The organism is Sphingobium sp. TomTYG72 (assembly GCF_055394715.1).
In genome coordinates, this window is sequence record NZ_AP027336.1 from 670,531 (window position 1) to 685,046 (window position 14,516).

Here is a 14,516-nt window from a genome sequence, read left to right on the forward strand (position 1 = left end):
GCATATGGCCCGCAACGCAGCGGGCGGCCTTCATGGCCCATCAGCGATTGGCAGCGTGATCGTCCCGACCCTTGAGGGGTGACGGGGCCGGCCAATGAAAGTCTGCGCCAAGCTTTTGAGGCTTCCCTATTCACGCGGGTCGTTTCGCAACCCGCTTTGCGTCCAGTTGCGATTCGCAACCCATGGCCGCCTGAGCCTTTCTAATTCGAGAGTTCATTCATGCAATTCACCGACCTTGGCCTCGCCGAGTCCATCCTGAAGGCGCTCGCCGCCAAGAATTACGCCAACCCCACACCCATCCAGACGCAGGCGATTCCCGTCCTGCTTCAGGGCAAGGACCTGTGCGGCATCGCCCAAACAGGCACCGGCAAGACCGCTGCCTTCGCGCTGCCCAGCCTCGACCATTTCGCCCGCAATCCCAAGCCGACGCCGCTTCAGGGCTGCCGGATGCTGGTCCTGTCCCCCACCCGCGAACTCGCAGCCCAGATCGCGCAGAGCTTCCGCGACTATGGCCGCTTCCTGAAGCTGTCGGTCGAAGTCGTCTTCGGCGGTGTCCCCATCAACCGTCAAATCCGGGCATTGGGGCGCGGCGTCGACATCGTAGTCGCCACGCCGGGCCGTCTCCTCGACCTGATCGACCAGCGCGCCTTCACCATCAAGGACACGGAAATCTTCGTCCTCGACGAAGCCGACCAGATGATGGACATGGGCTTCATCCACCCCTTGAAGCGCATCGCCAAGCTGCTTCCCAAGGAACGGCAGAACCTCTTCTTCTCCGCCACCATGCCCGGCGAGATCGAGGCGCTGGCCGCCCAGTTCCTGAACAACCCGGTCAAGGTCAGCGTAGCGCCCCAGTCCACCACGGCCGAGCGCGTCCGCCAGCAGGCGACCTTCGTCAATCAGGCGGAAAAGCAGGCGCTCCTCACTCTCACGGTTCGCAACGAGCCGATCGATCGTGCGCTGATCTTTACCCGCACCAAGCACGGCGCCGATCGCGTCGTCCGCTTCCTAGAAGGCGCTGGCATCCAGGCGGTCGCGATCCATGGCAACAAGAGCCAGGGGCAGCGCACCACTGCCCTCCAGGCTTTCCGTCACGGTCATGTAAAGCTGCTCGTCGCCACCGACATCGCTGCGCGTGGCATCGACGTGTCGGGCGTCAGCCATGTCATCAATTTCGAGCTTCCCAATGTGCCCGAACAATATGTCCACCGCATCGGCCGCACCGCGCGGGCAGGCGCGGAAGGTATTGCGATCAGCTTCGTGGCCGATGATGAACGGCCCTATCTCAAGGCGATCGAGCGTACCGCTAAGGTGAAGCTCGAGATCGTGCCCTTGCCTGATAATTTCACCGAAGCCGTCCGCAACCTCCCGAAGGCAGCGCCTCAGCGCAAAGGCCGCGAGCAAACGCCGGAACAGAAAACGCGTCGGGCCGACGGCCAGCGTCGCTATCAGGACCAGCAGAAGCAGCAGCAGCAGCGCGGCACCGCCGAACGGGCTCATCGCCCCGATGGAGACGCAAAGCCCGCGAAGAAGAACTTCCGTCGCAACCGGAATGGGGTCGGCGCACACAAGGGTGCTGTGCAAAAGACCGGCGGCCGTTAAGTTTCAGGCAGGATGGCGCCGGGTGGCGCCATCCTGACCTTTCCTGGCGGAACATGGTTGCTCTTTGTCAGTAGCCATTCAGAATTTTGGCTCTAGGCTACGGCGCCATGAGCTTTTCCCTCCGGCGTCCTGCCGTTTCGCTGTCCGTCATTGCATTGCTGCTTTCGGGCATCCCGGCTTCCCTGTCGGCCAGAACTGGCACGACCCCGGCAAAGTCGGCGTCGGCCACCAACGATACGCAGGCGCAGGTCAGGCCGTGGCTCTATGAAAATAGCGACGTGCCCATCGATCCGGCATGGCACTTCGGCACCTTGCCCAATGGCCTGCGCTATGCCGTTCGCCGCAATGGCGTTCCGCCGGGGCAGGTCTCCGTCCGCCTGCGCATGGATGTCGGCGCCCTGATGGAGCAGCCCGATGAGCAGGGCTATGCGCACTTCATGGAGCATCTGACCTTCCGCGGATCGCGCCATGTGCCCGATGGCGAGTCCAAACGAATATGGCAGCGGCTGGGCGTTACCTTCGGCAGCGACAGCAATGCGCAGACGACGCCCACCGGCACCACCTATGCGCTCGACCTTCCTCAGGCGACATCGGCCAGCCTTGGCGAGAGCATGAAAATTCTCGCGGGCATGATGGTCGATCCCAACATCGTGGATAGTGCCGTTGAAGCGGAGCGGGCGGTCGTGCTGGCTGAGCGGCGGGAAGGGGATGGGCCGCAAATGCGCATCTCCGACGCAAGCCGCCGCCACTTCTTCGCAGGTCAGCTTCTTGCGGAGCGCAGCCCCATTGGCACGGTCGCCAGCCTCAATGCTGCCACTGCCGCGCGGATGGAGGCCTTTCATCAGCGCTGGTATCGCCCGGAAAATGCAGTGATCTCGATAGCGGGCGACATCGATCCCGCTGTAGCCGAGCAGATCATCAAGGATAATTTCGCGTCATGGTCGGTGCCGGGGCAGGGGGCTGCACTCCCGGATTTCGGTGAGCCGGATGCCAAAGCACCTGCAACCAGCGTCGCCGTTGAGCCGGGCGCGCCAACGGGCCTGACCATGGCCTGGCTCCGTCCATGGAAGCCCCATGCCGACACCATCGTCTATAACCAGGACAAGCTGACGGATATGCTGGCGCTGCAGATCATCAGCCGTCGCCTCGAACAAGCGGCCCGCAGCGGAGGCAGCTTCATTCAGGCCAGCGTCGATCAGCAGGATGTCAGCCGCTCGGCCGATGGGACCTTCGTCACCCTGGTTCCGACCGGCGAGAATTGGGAAAAGGCCTTGGGCGATGTCCGCGCGATCATCGAGGACGCGAAGGCGACCGCCCCGAGCCAGCTCGAAATTGACCGGGAATATGCCCAGATCGACACGGCGCTCGCCATTCAGGTCGAGAACGCCGACACGGAAGCGGGCGCCAAGCAGGCGAGCGATCTCGTGAGCGCCGTCGATATTCGCGAAACCACTGTCAGCCCTCAGGCTGCGCTGGAGATATTCCGATCCGGCAAACCGGCGATGACGCCGCAGAAGATACTGGACTCCACGCGCCGCCTGTTTTCTGCCGGTGTGTTCCGAGCGCTCCTGATTACGGGCAAGCCGGTGCCGGGGATCGACGCCCGCCTGTCCGCTGCCCTTGCCGCGCCCGTGAAGGCTGCCACCAACGCCCGGCTGTCGGACAAGGCGATCACGATGGCGGACCTTCCCAAGCTTGGTCCTCCCGGCAAAGTGGTGTCGCGGACGCAGGTCGGGTTGCCCGGCATGGAGAGCATAACCTTTGCCAACGGGGTGAAACTCACCCTGTTCGCCAATAATGCTGAAACGGAAAAGGTGCGGATCAACGTCCGCTTCGGCCACGGGCAGCTGGCCTTTTCGCCTACGAAGGCAGCACCCGGCTGGGCCGCCAATTATGCTTTGGTGGCGAGTGGCATCGGCAAGCTGGGTCAGCGTGAATTGGATGACCTGACGAATGGTCGCCGCATGGGAATGGATTTCTCAATCGACGATGATGCCTTCGAAATGCAGGCCGTCACCCGCCCGGCTGATTACAGGGATCAGTTGCAACTCTTCGCGACCAAATTGGCCGCGCCGGGCTGGGACCCGGCACCGATCGCCCGAGTGAAGACAGGCGCCGCGGTTGCTTATGACGCCATGGCGCGCGCGCCAGATTCAGTGTTGGCACGCGATCTCAACTGGTTGCTTCATGACAAGGACGTTCGATTCCGCACCCCTTCGCGAAACGAGATAGAGGCGCTGACCCCGCAGGCGTTTCGCTCCACCTGGGAGCCACTGCTGGCTTCTGGACCGATTGAAGTGCAGATTTTTGGACAAGTTAAGCCCGACGAAGCGATCGAGGCGGTGGCCGCCACCTTTGGCGCGCTGCCCGCAAGGCCGGACGTTCCGGTTCCGCCCGCGAACAAGCAGATGCGCTTCCCCGCCCATGTCGCGACGCCGGTCGTTCTGCGGCACAAGGGCGACAAGGAGCAAGCCGCAGCGGTCATGGCCTGGCCAACGGCAGGGGGTTTTGCGCTTACGAAGGAAGCGCGTCAGCTCGAAATCCTGACGCAAATCTTCAATGATCGTCTGTTCGATCGGCTGAGGTCGACGGAAGGAGCCGCCTATTCGCCCAGCGTGCAGAATAATTGGCCCTTTTCCTACGAAAGCGGCGGCTATATTCTGGTGACCAGCCAGGTGCGTCCCGACCGTATCAATTATTTCTACGGCGTCGTTAAGGATACGGCGGCCGACCTCGCCAAAAACCCGGTCAGCGACGACGAGCTTCAGCGCGCCGTCGCGCCGATGCGCCAGCTGCTGATGCGGGCGAGCACTGGCAATGCCTTCTGGATGAACCAGATGGAAGGCGCGACCCAGAACCCGCAATATGTGCAGGCCATGCAGACCATGGCGAAGGACATGCTGTCGGTGACCCCCGCTCAGCTTCAGGCGCTTGCCGCCAAATATCTGGTTCCGGGGAAGAGCTGGTCGGCTGTGGTGCTGCCGGAGGGGGTGGACGCTCGCTGACGGTACGACGGTCTTTTGAAGGCAAGTGGCAGGAAGCCAACGCAAAGAGGGCGGGCTATTCGTCAGACCTTCCGAAGTTGAGAGGATAGGCCGTGACATTCGCCTTTGACATATTCCGGTCCCCGGTGGGCGATCTCACCATGATCGCCAGCGGAAAGGGCCTGGCTGCCCTGCTGTGGGAAAATGACGATCCCCTGCGCGTACGGGTCAGGCCTGGGGCGAAGACCCCGGATCACCCACTGCTTCAGGAAACGTCGAGGCAATTGCGCGCCTATTTCTCGGGTCGGCTCACTCGCTTCGATATTCCGCTCGATTTTCAGGGGACGGATTTTCAGAAGCAGGTCTGGGCGGCCCTGCTACGCATTCCGTTCGGGCAATTGCGCAGCTATGGTCAGGTGGCAGCGGATATCGGCCATCCCTCAGCCTCCCGCGCGGTCGGCGCTGCTAACGGCCGCAACCCGCTCTCCATTATCGCGCCCTGCCACAGGGTGATTGGATCGGCGGGCGCGCTGACCGGCTTTGCTGGCGGGCTGGAAGCCAAGCGATACCTGCTGGATCATGAGCAGTCTGTGCTGCGAACCGGAGGAGAATGGCGCACCCAAGTGGATTCGAACCACTGGCCTTTGCCTTCGGAGGGCAACGCTCTATCCAGCTGAGCTATGGGTGCATGTCGCTTGGTGCGAAGCGCCGCTTAGCAAAGCCCAACTGCCGACGCCAGCACCAAAATCGCGACGCGCCGACTATTTGATCTTCTTCATGGGCTGGAACTTGCCGAGCCCGCAACTGGCACCGCGCATCAGATCAGGCGAATTGTACAGAACCGTGATGATATCCACGGAGCAGAGCTGCGACAGGCTGGTCTTGTACATGAAACGCTTTTCGAAACCCAGGCTTGGGCAGCTGTTCGGCAGCGTGTTCCGGTACACCTTATTGCCGTTCAGAATGAAATCGATCGTCCGATCATCACGAACATCGGTCTGGCGGATCGAATTTATCTGGACGCAATCAACAGGCTTGCCAGCTGCGACCAGATTGTCGGGCCGCGGCTTGGCCGATGCCGGGGCAACCAGGGACATGAGCGCCACGGCGACACCCAGCCGAAGCGCCGGGGAAACAGGGACGAACATGATTGTCTCTCCTTATTGTCGTCACGGGTAACACGTCATCGAGTGGCGCGTTCCGTCTTTGCCCTAGCACAGCTTGGCTGAACCGCATGAAAATGGCGGGCGTTCAGCCGATCGGCGTGGCTCCTTTGGGAGCAGGGGTCTTGGGCTTGTAGCGGCACAGGTCGGCGACGATGCAGCGCCAGCATTCTGGCCGACGCGCCTTGCACACATAGCGGCCATGAAGGATGAGCCAGTGGTGTGCATCGCGGCGAAATGGGCCAGGTACGCGCTTCTCCAGCTTTTGTTCGACCGCCAGGGGCGTCTTGCCCGGTGCAAGGCCGGTACGGTTGCCTACGCGGAAGATATGGGTATCGACGGCGAACGTCTCATGCCCGAAGGCCGTGTTCATCACCACATTCGCCGTTTTTCTGCCCACCCCCGGTAGTGTCGTGAGTATGTCGCGATCCTGCGGGACTTCGCCGCCAAAATCGCGCACCAATATTTCGGACAGGGCGATGACATTCTTCGCCTTGGCATTGAACAGGCCGATCGTCTTGATGTGCTGCTTCAAGCCCTCTTCGCCAAGCTCCACCATCTCGGCGGGCGTTTCCACCTGCTTGAAAAGCGCGCGCGTGGCCTTGTTGACGCCGACGTCGGTCGCCTGAGCGGACAGCACGACCGCGACCAGAAGCTGATAGTCGTTGCCATATTCCAGTTCCGTTCGCGGCGCCGGATTGGCTTCCGCGAGGCGGCTGAAGAAGTCGAAGATCTGCGCCTTGTTCATCGCAGGATCAAAGGCCAAGCACTGCCTTCATGTCATAGCGCCCAGCAGGCTGACCGATCAGCCAGGCCGCGCCCTTCACGGCGCCGCGTGCGAAGATGACGCGGCTCTCCGCGCGATGGCCGAGTTCAATGCGCTCGCCATCGGCGGCGAAGATCACCTGATGGTCGCCCGCAACCGACCCGCCCCGAAGAGCCGCGAACCCGATCGCACCCTGAGCCCGCGCGCCGGTGATGCCGTCGCGGCCCCTTTCGCTGTTGCTGGAAAGCTCGATGGCTCGGCCACGTGCTGCCGCTTCACCCAGCAAGAGCGCGGTGCCCGACGGCGCATCAACCTTGTGCCGATGATGCATCTCGACGATTTCGATATCCCAATCGTCTCCAAGGCGGGCGGCAGCCTGCTCAACCAATGCCGATAACAGGTTTACGCCCAGAGAGGTGTTGCCCGTCTGGAGCACGGGGATCATCCGTGCCGCCTCATCGATCAGATTGTGATGAACCTGCTCCAGTCCGGTGGTGCCGATAAGGATCGGCTTCCTCGCCGCCACGCACGCATCAAGATGAGAGGAAAGAACAGCCGGAACCGAAAAGTCGATCAGCACGTCACTGTGTTCGGCCAACGCCAGCGGATCGGATGTGATCGCGAGCCCGGGCAGAAGCTCTCCACTGCCTTCCCGGTCTGTACCGCCACTGATGTTCAGCCCTGCTTCGATCGCGACCTGGGCGATCGTGCGTCCCATGCGGCCCGCTGCTCCAAAAAGTCCGATCTTCGTCATGATGGTGCTTGTCCCCGAAATCTGCCCGTCCGATGCCAGAATGACCCCGCCTTGTCATCTGGAAGCTGTAGCTTTTGGATTGAGCAGCAGACATGATGAAGAGATGGACAACATCTTCAACATCGTCATTCTGACTGGCGCCGGAATTTCCGCCGAAAGCGGGCTCGCGACATTTCGAGGACCTGATGGCTTGTGGGAAGGCCATCATGTGGAAAATGTCTGCACGCCAGAGGCGCTGGAACGCAATGCCGCACTGGTGCATCGCTTCTATGACGAACGGCGCGCGAAGCTGCATGAAGTTGAGCCCAATGCGGCGCATCAGGCTTTGGCAGCCTTGGACGCGCAATGGCCAGGCGATCTGCTCATCGTTACGCAGAATGTCGATGATCTTCACGAAAGGGCGGGTGCCGACCGCCTGATACACATGCACGGCGAACTTCGATCGGCCCTCTGCGCCGGTTGCGGCAAGGCGGTGCCCTGGTCAGATTCCTTGCCTCCGGGCGCGCAGTGCGGAGCGTGCCGCAGTGCGAGCCTGCGTCCGGACATCGTGTTCTTCGGTGAGATGCCGTACCAGATGGATGTGATCGACGCAGCGCTCCGCCGGGCCGACCTATTCGTCTCGATCGGCACCTCTGGCGCGGTGTATCCGGCCGCAGGTTTTGTCCAGACGGCGCGGCATGCTGGCGCCCGGACGGTGGAGTTGAATCTGGAGCCCTCGGCGGGCAGCTTCTATTTCGAAGAAACTCGCATCGGTCTTGCCAGCGATCTCGTGCCTGATCTGGTACGGGAATTACTGGCCTAGATTCCGCCAGTTATGCCTCGGCGTCGCTCGTCAAGCGGAGCGAAGGGGCCTCTCTCTGATTCGCGTTTCCTGATGATCGGCGTTGTCGACCGTACGGACCGAGAAGATGGCGGCGATGATGAACAAGATTACGGCGACTCCGGTCGCGATCATGATATTGCGCGATAAGCGGCGCTGCGGCTCGCTGGTGGTGTGCGCGATAGTCGGCAGACCGAAGTCAGCCGTCGCGCTCTTCAGTCGTTCAGCGAATTCCCAGGCGGCCTCTGCCCTTGCATAAGCAATTGCGTGCTGTGGGTCCGCCTCGATCCACGCGGAAAGTTCCGCCTCATCCTGAGCAGTCGGGTCCGCGTTAAGCCTGACCAGCAGACGCGCGGCTTCCGCCTCGATTTCCTCCCTGCTGCTTGACCCTCGCCCCGACGCTTGCACGTTCGAAATCCGTTTCCTCACGTTTCGACCATGCCCGCATAACTATCGCGATGGCTTTGGCCAGATGTTTTTCAACTGTAGAAACGGACAAGGACATTTCTGCCGCTATTTCGACCATCGATCTTTCGTGGATACGGCGCAGGACAAATACCCTCCGGCATTGCGGCGGAAGCGTTTCGACGATCGCTTCGATCTGCCGCAGGGCTTCGCGGGCATGAAGTTGAGCTTCGACACTGTTTTCGGCTTGCAGCAGTTCCAGGTCAGCGATCGTTTCGAAGCTGACCACCTTGTTGCGGCGGGCATTGTCGATGATCAGATTGCGGGCGATCGTGAACAGATAGGCACGGCCCGTCGTCACATTGTTCCAATTTTCCGTCGCATAGGCACGGGCCATGACCTCGGCGACCATGTCGTCAAGTTCCAGGCAGGAAGGCAAAATCCTCCGGAGCCGTCCCCGAAGCGCAGCCTCCTGTGGTAATATAACTGCCTTGAACCAGTCCAATTTGGCGCGAACCCGATGCACGATGACCCCCTTGATGTCAGCCGCGCCTCTCCCGCTTTTCTTCTATCTGCCGTGGTTCAATCATGCTTGCAGGGGCCTGTCCAGCACAGGAGAGGGAGAAAATTTCTCGCTACTACAAGATTATGACGCCGCTGATACACTCAATCCGGCGGCAATTCCGGGATGGACCGATCCGGCTGGTCAAAATCGGGCCGCGTCGGCACGACCTCGGGTGGTTCGCCCGATGGGGTTTCATCCGGGGTAGAGGGGGGAGGCGACTCCGGGGGTGACTGCGGCTGAATCGTGTCGGGCGGGGGTACGCCGATCGGTTCGGGATCAGGCTGAGTGGCCATGTTTCTCTCCTTGTCTAAACGTTACGCCTGAGGCCTTGCGCAAGTTCCGGGCAAGTTATCCACAATTGCTTGCCTCCCCGGATGCTTTTCTCTATGCCGCGCCGACCGGCGGCCGATGCGGGCGTGGCGAAACTGGTAGACGCGCCAGATTTAGGTTCTGGTATCGCAAGATGTGGGGGTTCGAGTCCCTTCGCCCGCACCAGTGCGCCCGGCTTGTATCATGTCAGGCGCCACCTGAATTCAGCTGAAGAAAGCGTTTGAGAGAAGAGATGCAGACTGTCGAGACGTTGAACGAGGGCCTGAAGCGCGCCTACACCGTGACCATCACGTCGAAGGACATCGACGCCCGCGTGGAAAAGGAAGTGGCGGCGATCGCACCGCAGGTTCGGATGCCTGGCTTCCGCCCCGGCAAGGTGCCTGCCAACCTCGTCAAGAAAATGCATGGTGAATCGCTTCAGCGCGATGCCCTTAACAATTCGATCCAGGAAGGCATTCAAAAGCTGATCGCGGACAACAAGCTGCGCCCGGCGATGCAGCCTTCCGTGGAGCTGGACGAAGGCTTTGAATTCGGCAAGGACGCCGAGGTTAAGGTGGCGCTGGAAGTGCTTCCTGAAATCGCCGCGCCCAGCATCGAAGGTCTGAAGCTGGAGCGTCTGACCGTCGAAGTCGCTGATTCGCAGGTTGATGAAGCCGCTGGCCGCATCGCGATCCAGCAGGGCGCGCTGGAAGAGCATGCCGCTTCGCACAAGGCGAAGGATGGCGACACGCTGACCATCGACTTCGTCGGTAAGATCGACGGCGAGCCCTTTGAAGGTGGTTCGGCCGAAGATGTGAAGCTCAAGATCGGTTCGGGCCAGTTCATCCCCGGCTTCGAAGAACAGCTCACGGGCGTCAAGAAGGGCGACGAAAAGACCATCACAGTCCCCTTCCCGGAGGATTATGGCGCGGCCCATCTCGCCGGCAAGGAAGCCACCTTCGACATCACGGTCAAGGCAATCCTGAACGCCGACAAGCCCAAGCTGGACGATGATTTCGCCAAGTCGCTGGGTCTGGAAGGTCTCGACAAGCTCAAGGAACTGCTGAAGGGCCAGATCGAGCAGGAACATAATGGCCTCACCCGCACGCACATGAAGCGCAAGCTGCTCGATCAGCTTGCCGCTGCCCATGATTTCGACGTGCCGCCGAGCATGGTGGAAGCCGAGTTCGAACAGATCTGGGCACAGCTTCAGCACGAAGCCAGCCATGAGGCGGACCCGGAAGCCGCTCTCAAGGAAATGGAAGCCGAGAAGGAAGATTATCGCGCGATCGCTGTTCGCCGCGTGCGCCTTGGCCTCCTCCTGTCCGAAATCGGTCAGGCAAATGGCGTGGCGGTTTCCGATCAGGAAATGAACCGCCTGATCATGCAGGCCGCTCAGCAGTACGGCCCGCAGGATCGTGAACGGTTCGTCCAATATGTCCGCCAGGACCCGATGGCCGCCGCTCAACTCCGTGCGCCGCTTTATGAAGACAAGGTCGTAGACTTCCTGTTCGGCAAGGCCGAAGTCACCGATCGCGCCGTCAGCCGCGAAGAGCTGGAAGCAGCGATTGAAGCGGAAGATGGCGATTTGAAGCCCCACGTGCACGGCCCGGGTTGCGGCCATGATCATCATGATCATGACGAAAAGCCCAAGGCGAAGAAGGCTGCTCCCAAGAAGAAGGCTGCGGACGCTGACGAAGCCGCGCCTGCGACCGAGGAAGCTCCGGCGAAAAAGGCCCCGGCCAAGAAGGCTGCCGCCAAGAAGGACGAGGCCGTGGCTGAAGAAGCTGCCGCTGAGGAAAAGCCCAAGGCCAAGAAGGCTCCGGCCAAGAAGGCTGCTGCCAAGGCTGAATAAGGGTTGGGGTTGCCCGGCTGAGTGCTGATGCGAGCTCGGGCCACTGCCAAAACATGAAAAGCGTCCGTCTCCAGATGGAAGACGGGCGCTTTTCATTTAGCACTCGTCATGGCAGACGAAATGTTAATCCCGGCACGTCATGCCGCGATAAGTTCGGGTGAGGTTTGGGGCAGATGAAGGAATTTCCGGCAGTGGCAAGCGGGCAGGGGGCGGCAGGTCCGCGCATTGCCGTAATCCTGCCCTGCTATAATGAAGCGGGCGCGATCGTGAAGACGGTGCAGGATTTCCGCCGGTCACTGCCCACCGCCGACATCTACGTCTTCGATAACAACAGTAGCGACGGCAGCGCTGAACTCGCCGCCGGAGCGGGCGCGATCGTTCGCCGGGTGACACAGCAGGGCAAGGGCCATGTCGTGCGCCGCATGTTCGCCGATGTGGATGCTGACATCTACGTCATGGCCGACGGTGATGCGACCTATGATGCCGCCGCCGCGCCCAGTCTCGTAGCCGCCATGTTGGAAGATAATCTCGACATGGTCGTTGGCGCGCGCAAGAGCGAGGTGGAAGAAGCCTATCGCCGTGGCCATCGCTTCGGAAACTGGGCGCTCACCAGCCTGCTCAAGCAACTCTTTGGCCGTAGCTTCACCGATATATTGTCGGGCTATCGCGTCTTTTCCCGCCGTTTCGTCAAGAGCTTCCCGGTCCTTTCGGCAGGTTTCGAAATCGAAACGGAAATCAGCGTTCATGCGCTTGAACTGGCCATGCCCGTTTCCGAAATCATGACTGCCTATGGCGCCCGGCTGGAAGGTTCGGTCAGCAAGCTCTCCACCTATCGCGACGGCTGGCGCATCCTGCGAACGATCTTCACGCTCTACCGGATCGAAAAGCCGATCCTTTTCTTCGGCATCATCGCCGCGTTGCTGGCGGTCACGGCTGTAATTCTGGCCACGCCGTTGATCCTTACCTATCTCGATACCGGGCTTGTGCCACGCTTTCCTACCGCGATTCTCGTGACGGGGCTGATGATACTCGCTACCCTATCGGGCATGTGTGGGCTGATCCTCGACACCGTAGTGCGCGGACGTCGGGAAGTGCGGCGCCTTGCTTATCTGACATTCCGTGCGCCTTCCGATTTTGAACCGCGCCGCTGAACTCGCGACCGGCGATCACAGGACCCCTTGAACCCGCCCGCTTTTGTGCCGATGTAGAGAACGGGCAAAAATCACCCTGAAAGAGCAAAATGACCAATATCATGTCTGATCCCATGGCCGCGCTTGTTCCTATCGTCATCGAACAATCCAATCGCGGCGAACGCAGTTTTGACATTTTCTCCCGCCTGCTGCGTGAACGGATCATCTTCGTGACCGGTCAGGTTGAGGATCATATGGCCTCGCTCATCGTCGCCCAGCTCCTGTTCCTCGAGTCGGAAAATCCGAAGAAGGACATCTGGATGTACATCAATTCCCCCGGTGGCGTGGTGACGGCGGGCATGGCGATCCATGACACGATGAAATATATCCGCCCCCAGGTCGGCACGGTCTGCATCGGTCAGGCAGCATCCATGGGCAGCTTCCTTCTGGCAGCGGGTGAACCGGGCAAGCGCATCGCGCTGTCTAACGCACGGATCATGGTGCATCAGCCGTCCGGCGGCGCCCAGGGCATGGCTTCGGACATCGAAATCCAGGCGAAGGAAATCCTCCGGATTCGCCGCCGTCTCAATGACCTGTATGTGCAATACACCGGCAGGTCGCTGGACGAGGTTGAGCGCGCGATGGACCGCGATACCTTCCTTGAAGCCGATGAGGCGAAGGCGTTCGGGCTGGTGGACGAGGTATTTGATCGCCGTCCAGCGGCACCCGAAACGACTGACAGCTAACATGGATCTTAATCGCGCGCGCCGTTTTCTCCCCTTGTGAAATCGGCGTGACGCGGTCTAGGATGATCCTAGGACCAGAATATCCCTCGCCGTCGCGGCTTTTCGCTTGGGGCAGGGAGGAAAGATTGGCGAATGACTAAGCTTACAGGCTCCGATTCCAAAAGCACGCTTTACTGCTCCTTCTGCGGCAAGTCGCAGCATGAGGTGCGTAAGCTGATCGCGGGGCCGACCGTCTTCATCTGCGACGAGTGCGTGGAACTGTGCAACGACATCATCCGCGAGGAGACCAAGGGCGGTCTCGTCGGCAAGAAGGATGGCGGCGTGCCGACCCCGCAGGAAATCTGCGATGTGCTGGACGATTATGTGATCGGCCAGAATCGGGCGAAGCGCGTCCTCTCCGTCGCGGTCCACAATCATTACAAGCGCCTCAACCACGGCACCAAGCCGGGCGAGGTGGAACTTGCCAAGTCGAACATCCTGCTCGTCGGACCCACCGGCTGCGGCAAGACATTGCTCGCGCAGACGCTGGCCAAGACGTTCGACGTGCCCTTCACCATGGCTGATGCCACGACCCTGACCGAGGCGGGCTATGTCGGTGAGGATGTGGAAAATATCATCCTCAAGCTGCTCCAGGCCTCGGACTATAATGTCGAGAAGGCGCAGCGCGGCATCGTCTATATCGATGAAATCGACAAGATCAGCCGCAAGGCGGAAAACCCCTCGATCACCCGCGACGTATCGGGCGAGGGCGTGCAGCAGGCGCTGCTGAAGTTGATGGAAGGCACCACTGCTTCGGTTCCTCCGCAGGGCGGCCGCAAGCATCCGCAGCAGGAATTCCTTCAGGTCGACACGACCAACATCCTGTTCATCTGCGGCGGCGCCTTTGCCGGGCTGGAGCGGATCATTGGCGACCGTCTGGAAGCCAAGTCGATCGGCTTTGGCGCTCATGTCGCGGCCCCCGAAGAGCGTAAGACCGGCGAACTGCTGCGTCAGTCTGAGCCGGAAGATCTGTTGAAATTCGGCCTGATTCCCGAGTTCGTCGGCCGTCTGCCGGTGATCGCGACACTGGAAGATCTCGACGTGACCGCATTGGTCAAGATTCTGGTCGAACCGAAGAACGCGCTGGTGAAGCAATATGGCAAGCTGTTCGACATGGAAAATGTCGAACTGAGCTTCACCGACGATGCGCTGACAGCAATCGCCAAGAAGGCGATCGAGCGGAAGACCGGCGCGCGCGGTTTGCGGTCGATCCTGGAATCGATCCTGCTCGATACGATGTTCGATCTGCCGTCGATGGAAGGCGTGGGCGAAGTCGTCGTCGACAAGGATGTCGTGGCGGGAACGAAGGAACCGATCCGGGTCTTCAGCGAAAAGGACAAGCGCGCCGAAGACGCCGCCTGAATGCAGTGTTCTCTTA

General features: G+C 60.9%; 13 protein-coding genes, 2 tRNA genes and 1 pseudogene. 9 read left to right on the forward strand and 7 right to left on the reverse strand.

Translation table 11 applies throughout. The annotated features are described in order from the left end of the window. Positions 1 to 219 precede the first annotated feature (219 nt). From ACZ5U1_RS03530 to ACZ5U1_RS03540, 3 genes and pseudogenes are all read left to right on the forward strand, one after another. Positions 220 to 1,602, forward strand: a complete 1,383-nt coding sequence (locus tag ACZ5U1_RS03530; RefSeq protein ID WP_464779395.1) for a DEAD/DEAH box helicase — start codon at positions 220 to 222, stop codon at positions 1,600 to 1,602. Between the two features lie 107 nt (positions 1,603 to 1,709). Continuing rightward, positions 1,710 to 4,607, forward strand: a complete 2,898-nt coding sequence (locus tag ACZ5U1_RS03535; RefSeq protein ID WP_464779396.1) for a M16 family metallopeptidase — start codon at positions 1,710 to 1,712, stop codon at positions 4,605 to 4,607. Between the two features lie 92 nt (positions 4,608 to 4,699). Then, positions 4,700 to 5,173, forward strand: a pseudogene (locus ACZ5U1_RS03540) (methylated-DNA--[protein]-cysteine S-methyltransferase); the annotation flags it as partial. A gap of 24 nt (positions 5,174 to 5,197) precedes the next feature. Here the strand turns inward: ACZ5U1_RS03540 and ACZ5U1_RS03545 are convergent. From ACZ5U1_RS03545 to dapB, 4 genes are all read right to left on the reverse strand, one after another. After that, positions 5,198 to 5,274 (reverse strand) — tRNA-Arg (locus ACZ5U1_RS03545). Between the two features lie 73 nt (positions 5,275 to 5,347). Further along, the gene (locus tag ACZ5U1_RS03550) at positions 5,348 to 5,734 is read right to left on the reverse strand and encodes a hypothetical protein (protein ID WP_464779397.1); all 387 of its coding nucleotides are present in this window, start codon (positions 5,732 to 5,734) and stop codon (positions 5,348 to 5,350) included. 103 nt (positions 5,735 to 5,837) lie between these two features. Beyond that, positions 5,838 to 6,497, reverse strand: a complete 660-nt coding sequence (gene nth, locus ACZ5U1_RS03555; RefSeq protein ID WP_464779952.1) for an endonuclease III — start codon at positions 6,495 to 6,497, stop codon at positions 5,838 to 5,840. 7 nt (positions 6,498 to 6,504) lie between these two features. Continuing rightward, positions 6,505 to 7,269, reverse strand: a complete 765-nt coding sequence (dapB, locus tag ACZ5U1_RS03560) for a 4-hydroxy-tetrahydrodipicolinate reductase (protein ID WP_464779398.1) — start codon at positions 7,267 to 7,269, stop codon at positions 6,505 to 6,507. Between the two features lie 103 nt (positions 7,270 to 7,372). On the opposite strand from dapB, the gene ACZ5U1_RS03565 reads away from it, so the two are divergent. Next, positions 7,373 to 8,071: an NAD-dependent deacylase gene (locus ACZ5U1_RS03565; RefSeq protein ID WP_464779953.1), complete on the forward strand. Its 699-nt coding sequence runs from the start codon at positions 7,373 to 7,375 to the stop codon at positions 8,069 to 8,071. 30 nt (positions 8,072 to 8,101) lie between these two features. Here the strand turns inward: ACZ5U1_RS03565 and ACZ5U1_RS03570 are convergent, their stop codons facing one another. The 3 genes from ACZ5U1_RS03570 to ACZ5U1_RS03580 form a co-directional block, all read right to left on the reverse strand. Beyond that, positions 8,102 to 8,518 (reverse strand): DUF4880 domain-containing protein, encoded by a 417-nt coding sequence (locus ACZ5U1_RS03570; RefSeq protein WP_464779399.1) that lies wholly within the window; start codon positions 8,516 to 8,518, stop codon positions 8,102 to 8,104. Then, the gene (locus tag ACZ5U1_RS03575; RefSeq protein WP_464779400.1) at positions 8,421 to 9,020 is read right to left on the reverse strand and encodes a sigma-70 family RNA polymerase sigma factor; all 600 of its coding nucleotides are present in this window, start codon (positions 9,018 to 9,020) and stop codon (positions 8,421 to 8,423) included. The genes ACZ5U1_RS03570 and ACZ5U1_RS03575 overlap by 98 nt, the downstream gene beginning before the upstream one ends. A 140-nt stretch (positions 9,021 to 9,160) precedes the next feature. Continuing rightward, a complete protein-coding gene (locus ACZ5U1_RS03580) occupies positions 9,161 to 9,352 on the reverse strand; it encodes a hypothetical protein (protein ID WP_464779401.1) in 192 nt (63 codons plus the stop codon). 117 nt (positions 9,353 to 9,469) lie between these two features. Between ACZ5U1_RS03580 and ACZ5U1_RS03585 the strand changes: the two genes are divergently transcribed. The 5 genes from ACZ5U1_RS03585 to clpX all read left to right on the forward strand — a co-directional run bounded on the left by ACZ5U1_RS03585 (position 9,470) and on the right by clpX (position 14,500). After that, a tRNA-Leu gene (locus tag ACZ5U1_RS03585) sits at positions 9,470 to 9,554 on the forward strand. A gap of 67 nt (positions 9,555 to 9,621) precedes the next feature. Continuing rightward, positions 9,622 to 11,223: a trigger factor gene (gene tig, locus ACZ5U1_RS03590; protein ID WP_464779402.1), complete on the forward strand. Its 1,602-nt coding sequence runs from the start codon at positions 9,622 to 9,624 to the stop codon at positions 11,221 to 11,223. A 173-nt stretch (positions 11,224 to 11,396) separates the two neighbouring features. Then, positions 11,397 to 12,374, forward strand: a complete 978-nt coding sequence (locus ACZ5U1_RS03595; protein WP_464779403.1) for a glycosyltransferase family 2 protein — start codon at positions 11,397 to 11,399, stop codon at positions 12,372 to 12,374. An 89-nt stretch (positions 12,375 to 12,463) separates the two neighbouring features. Then, complete coding sequence (clpP, locus tag ACZ5U1_RS03600; RefSeq protein ID WP_196225949.1) at positions 12,464 to 13,099, forward strand: ATP-dependent Clp endopeptidase proteolytic subunit ClpP; 636 nt, start codon at positions 12,464 to 12,466, stop codon at positions 13,097 to 13,099. Positions 13,100 to 13,231: 132 nt separating this feature from the next. After that, the gene (gene clpX / locus ACZ5U1_RS03605; RefSeq protein WP_066523548.1) at positions 13,232 to 14,500 is read left to right on the forward strand and encodes an ATP-dependent Clp protease ATP-binding subunit ClpX; all 1,269 of its coding nucleotides are present in this window, start codon (positions 13,232 to 13,234) and stop codon (positions 14,498 to 14,500) included. Positions 14,501 to 14,516: the final 16 nt, after the last annotated feature.

Bases quoted from the DNA above. Each gene is read 5' to 3' on its own strand.
- ACZ5U1_RS03530 (WP_464779395.1), top strand. From the start codon at position 220: ATGCAATTCACCGACCTTGGCCTCGCCGAGTCCATCCTGAAGGCGCTC.
- ACZ5U1_RS03535 (WP_464779396.1), top strand. From the start codon at position 1,710: ATGAGCTTTTCCCTCCGGCGTCCTGCCGTTTCGCTGTCCGTCATTGCA.
- ACZ5U1_RS03550 (WP_464779397.1), bottom strand. From the start codon at position 5,734: ATGTTCGTCCCTGTTTCCCCGGCGCTTCGGCTGGGTGTCGCCGTGGCG.
- nth (WP_464779952.1), bottom strand. From the start codon at position 6,497: ATGAACAAGGCGCAGATCTTCGACTTCTTCAGCCGCCTCGCGGAAGCC.
- dapB (WP_464779398.1), bottom strand. From the start codon at position 7,269: ATGACGAAGATCGGACTTTTTGGAGCAGCGGGCCGCATGGGACGCACG.
- ACZ5U1_RS03565 (WP_464779953.1), top strand. From the start codon at position 7,373: ATGGACAACATCTTCAACATCGTCATTCTGACTGGCGCCGGAATTTCC.
- ACZ5U1_RS03580 (WP_464779401.1), bottom strand. From the start codon at position 9,352: ATGGCCACTCAGCCTGATCCCGAACCGATCGGCGTACCCCCGCCCGAC.
- tig (WP_464779402.1), top strand. From the start codon at position 9,622: ATGCAGACTGTCGAGACGTTGAACGAGGGCCTGAAGCGCGCCTACACC.
- ACZ5U1_RS03595 (WP_464779403.1), top strand. From the start codon at position 11,397: ATGAAGGAATTTCCGGCAGTGGCAAGCGGGCAGGGGGCGGCAGGTCCG.
- clpP (WP_196225949.1), top strand. From the start codon at position 12,464: ATGACCAATATCATGTCTGATCCCATGGCCGCGCTTGTTCCTATCGTC.
- clpX (WP_066523548.1), top strand. From the start codon at position 13,232: ATGACTAAGCTTACAGGCTCCGATTCCAAAAGCACGCTTTACTGCTCC.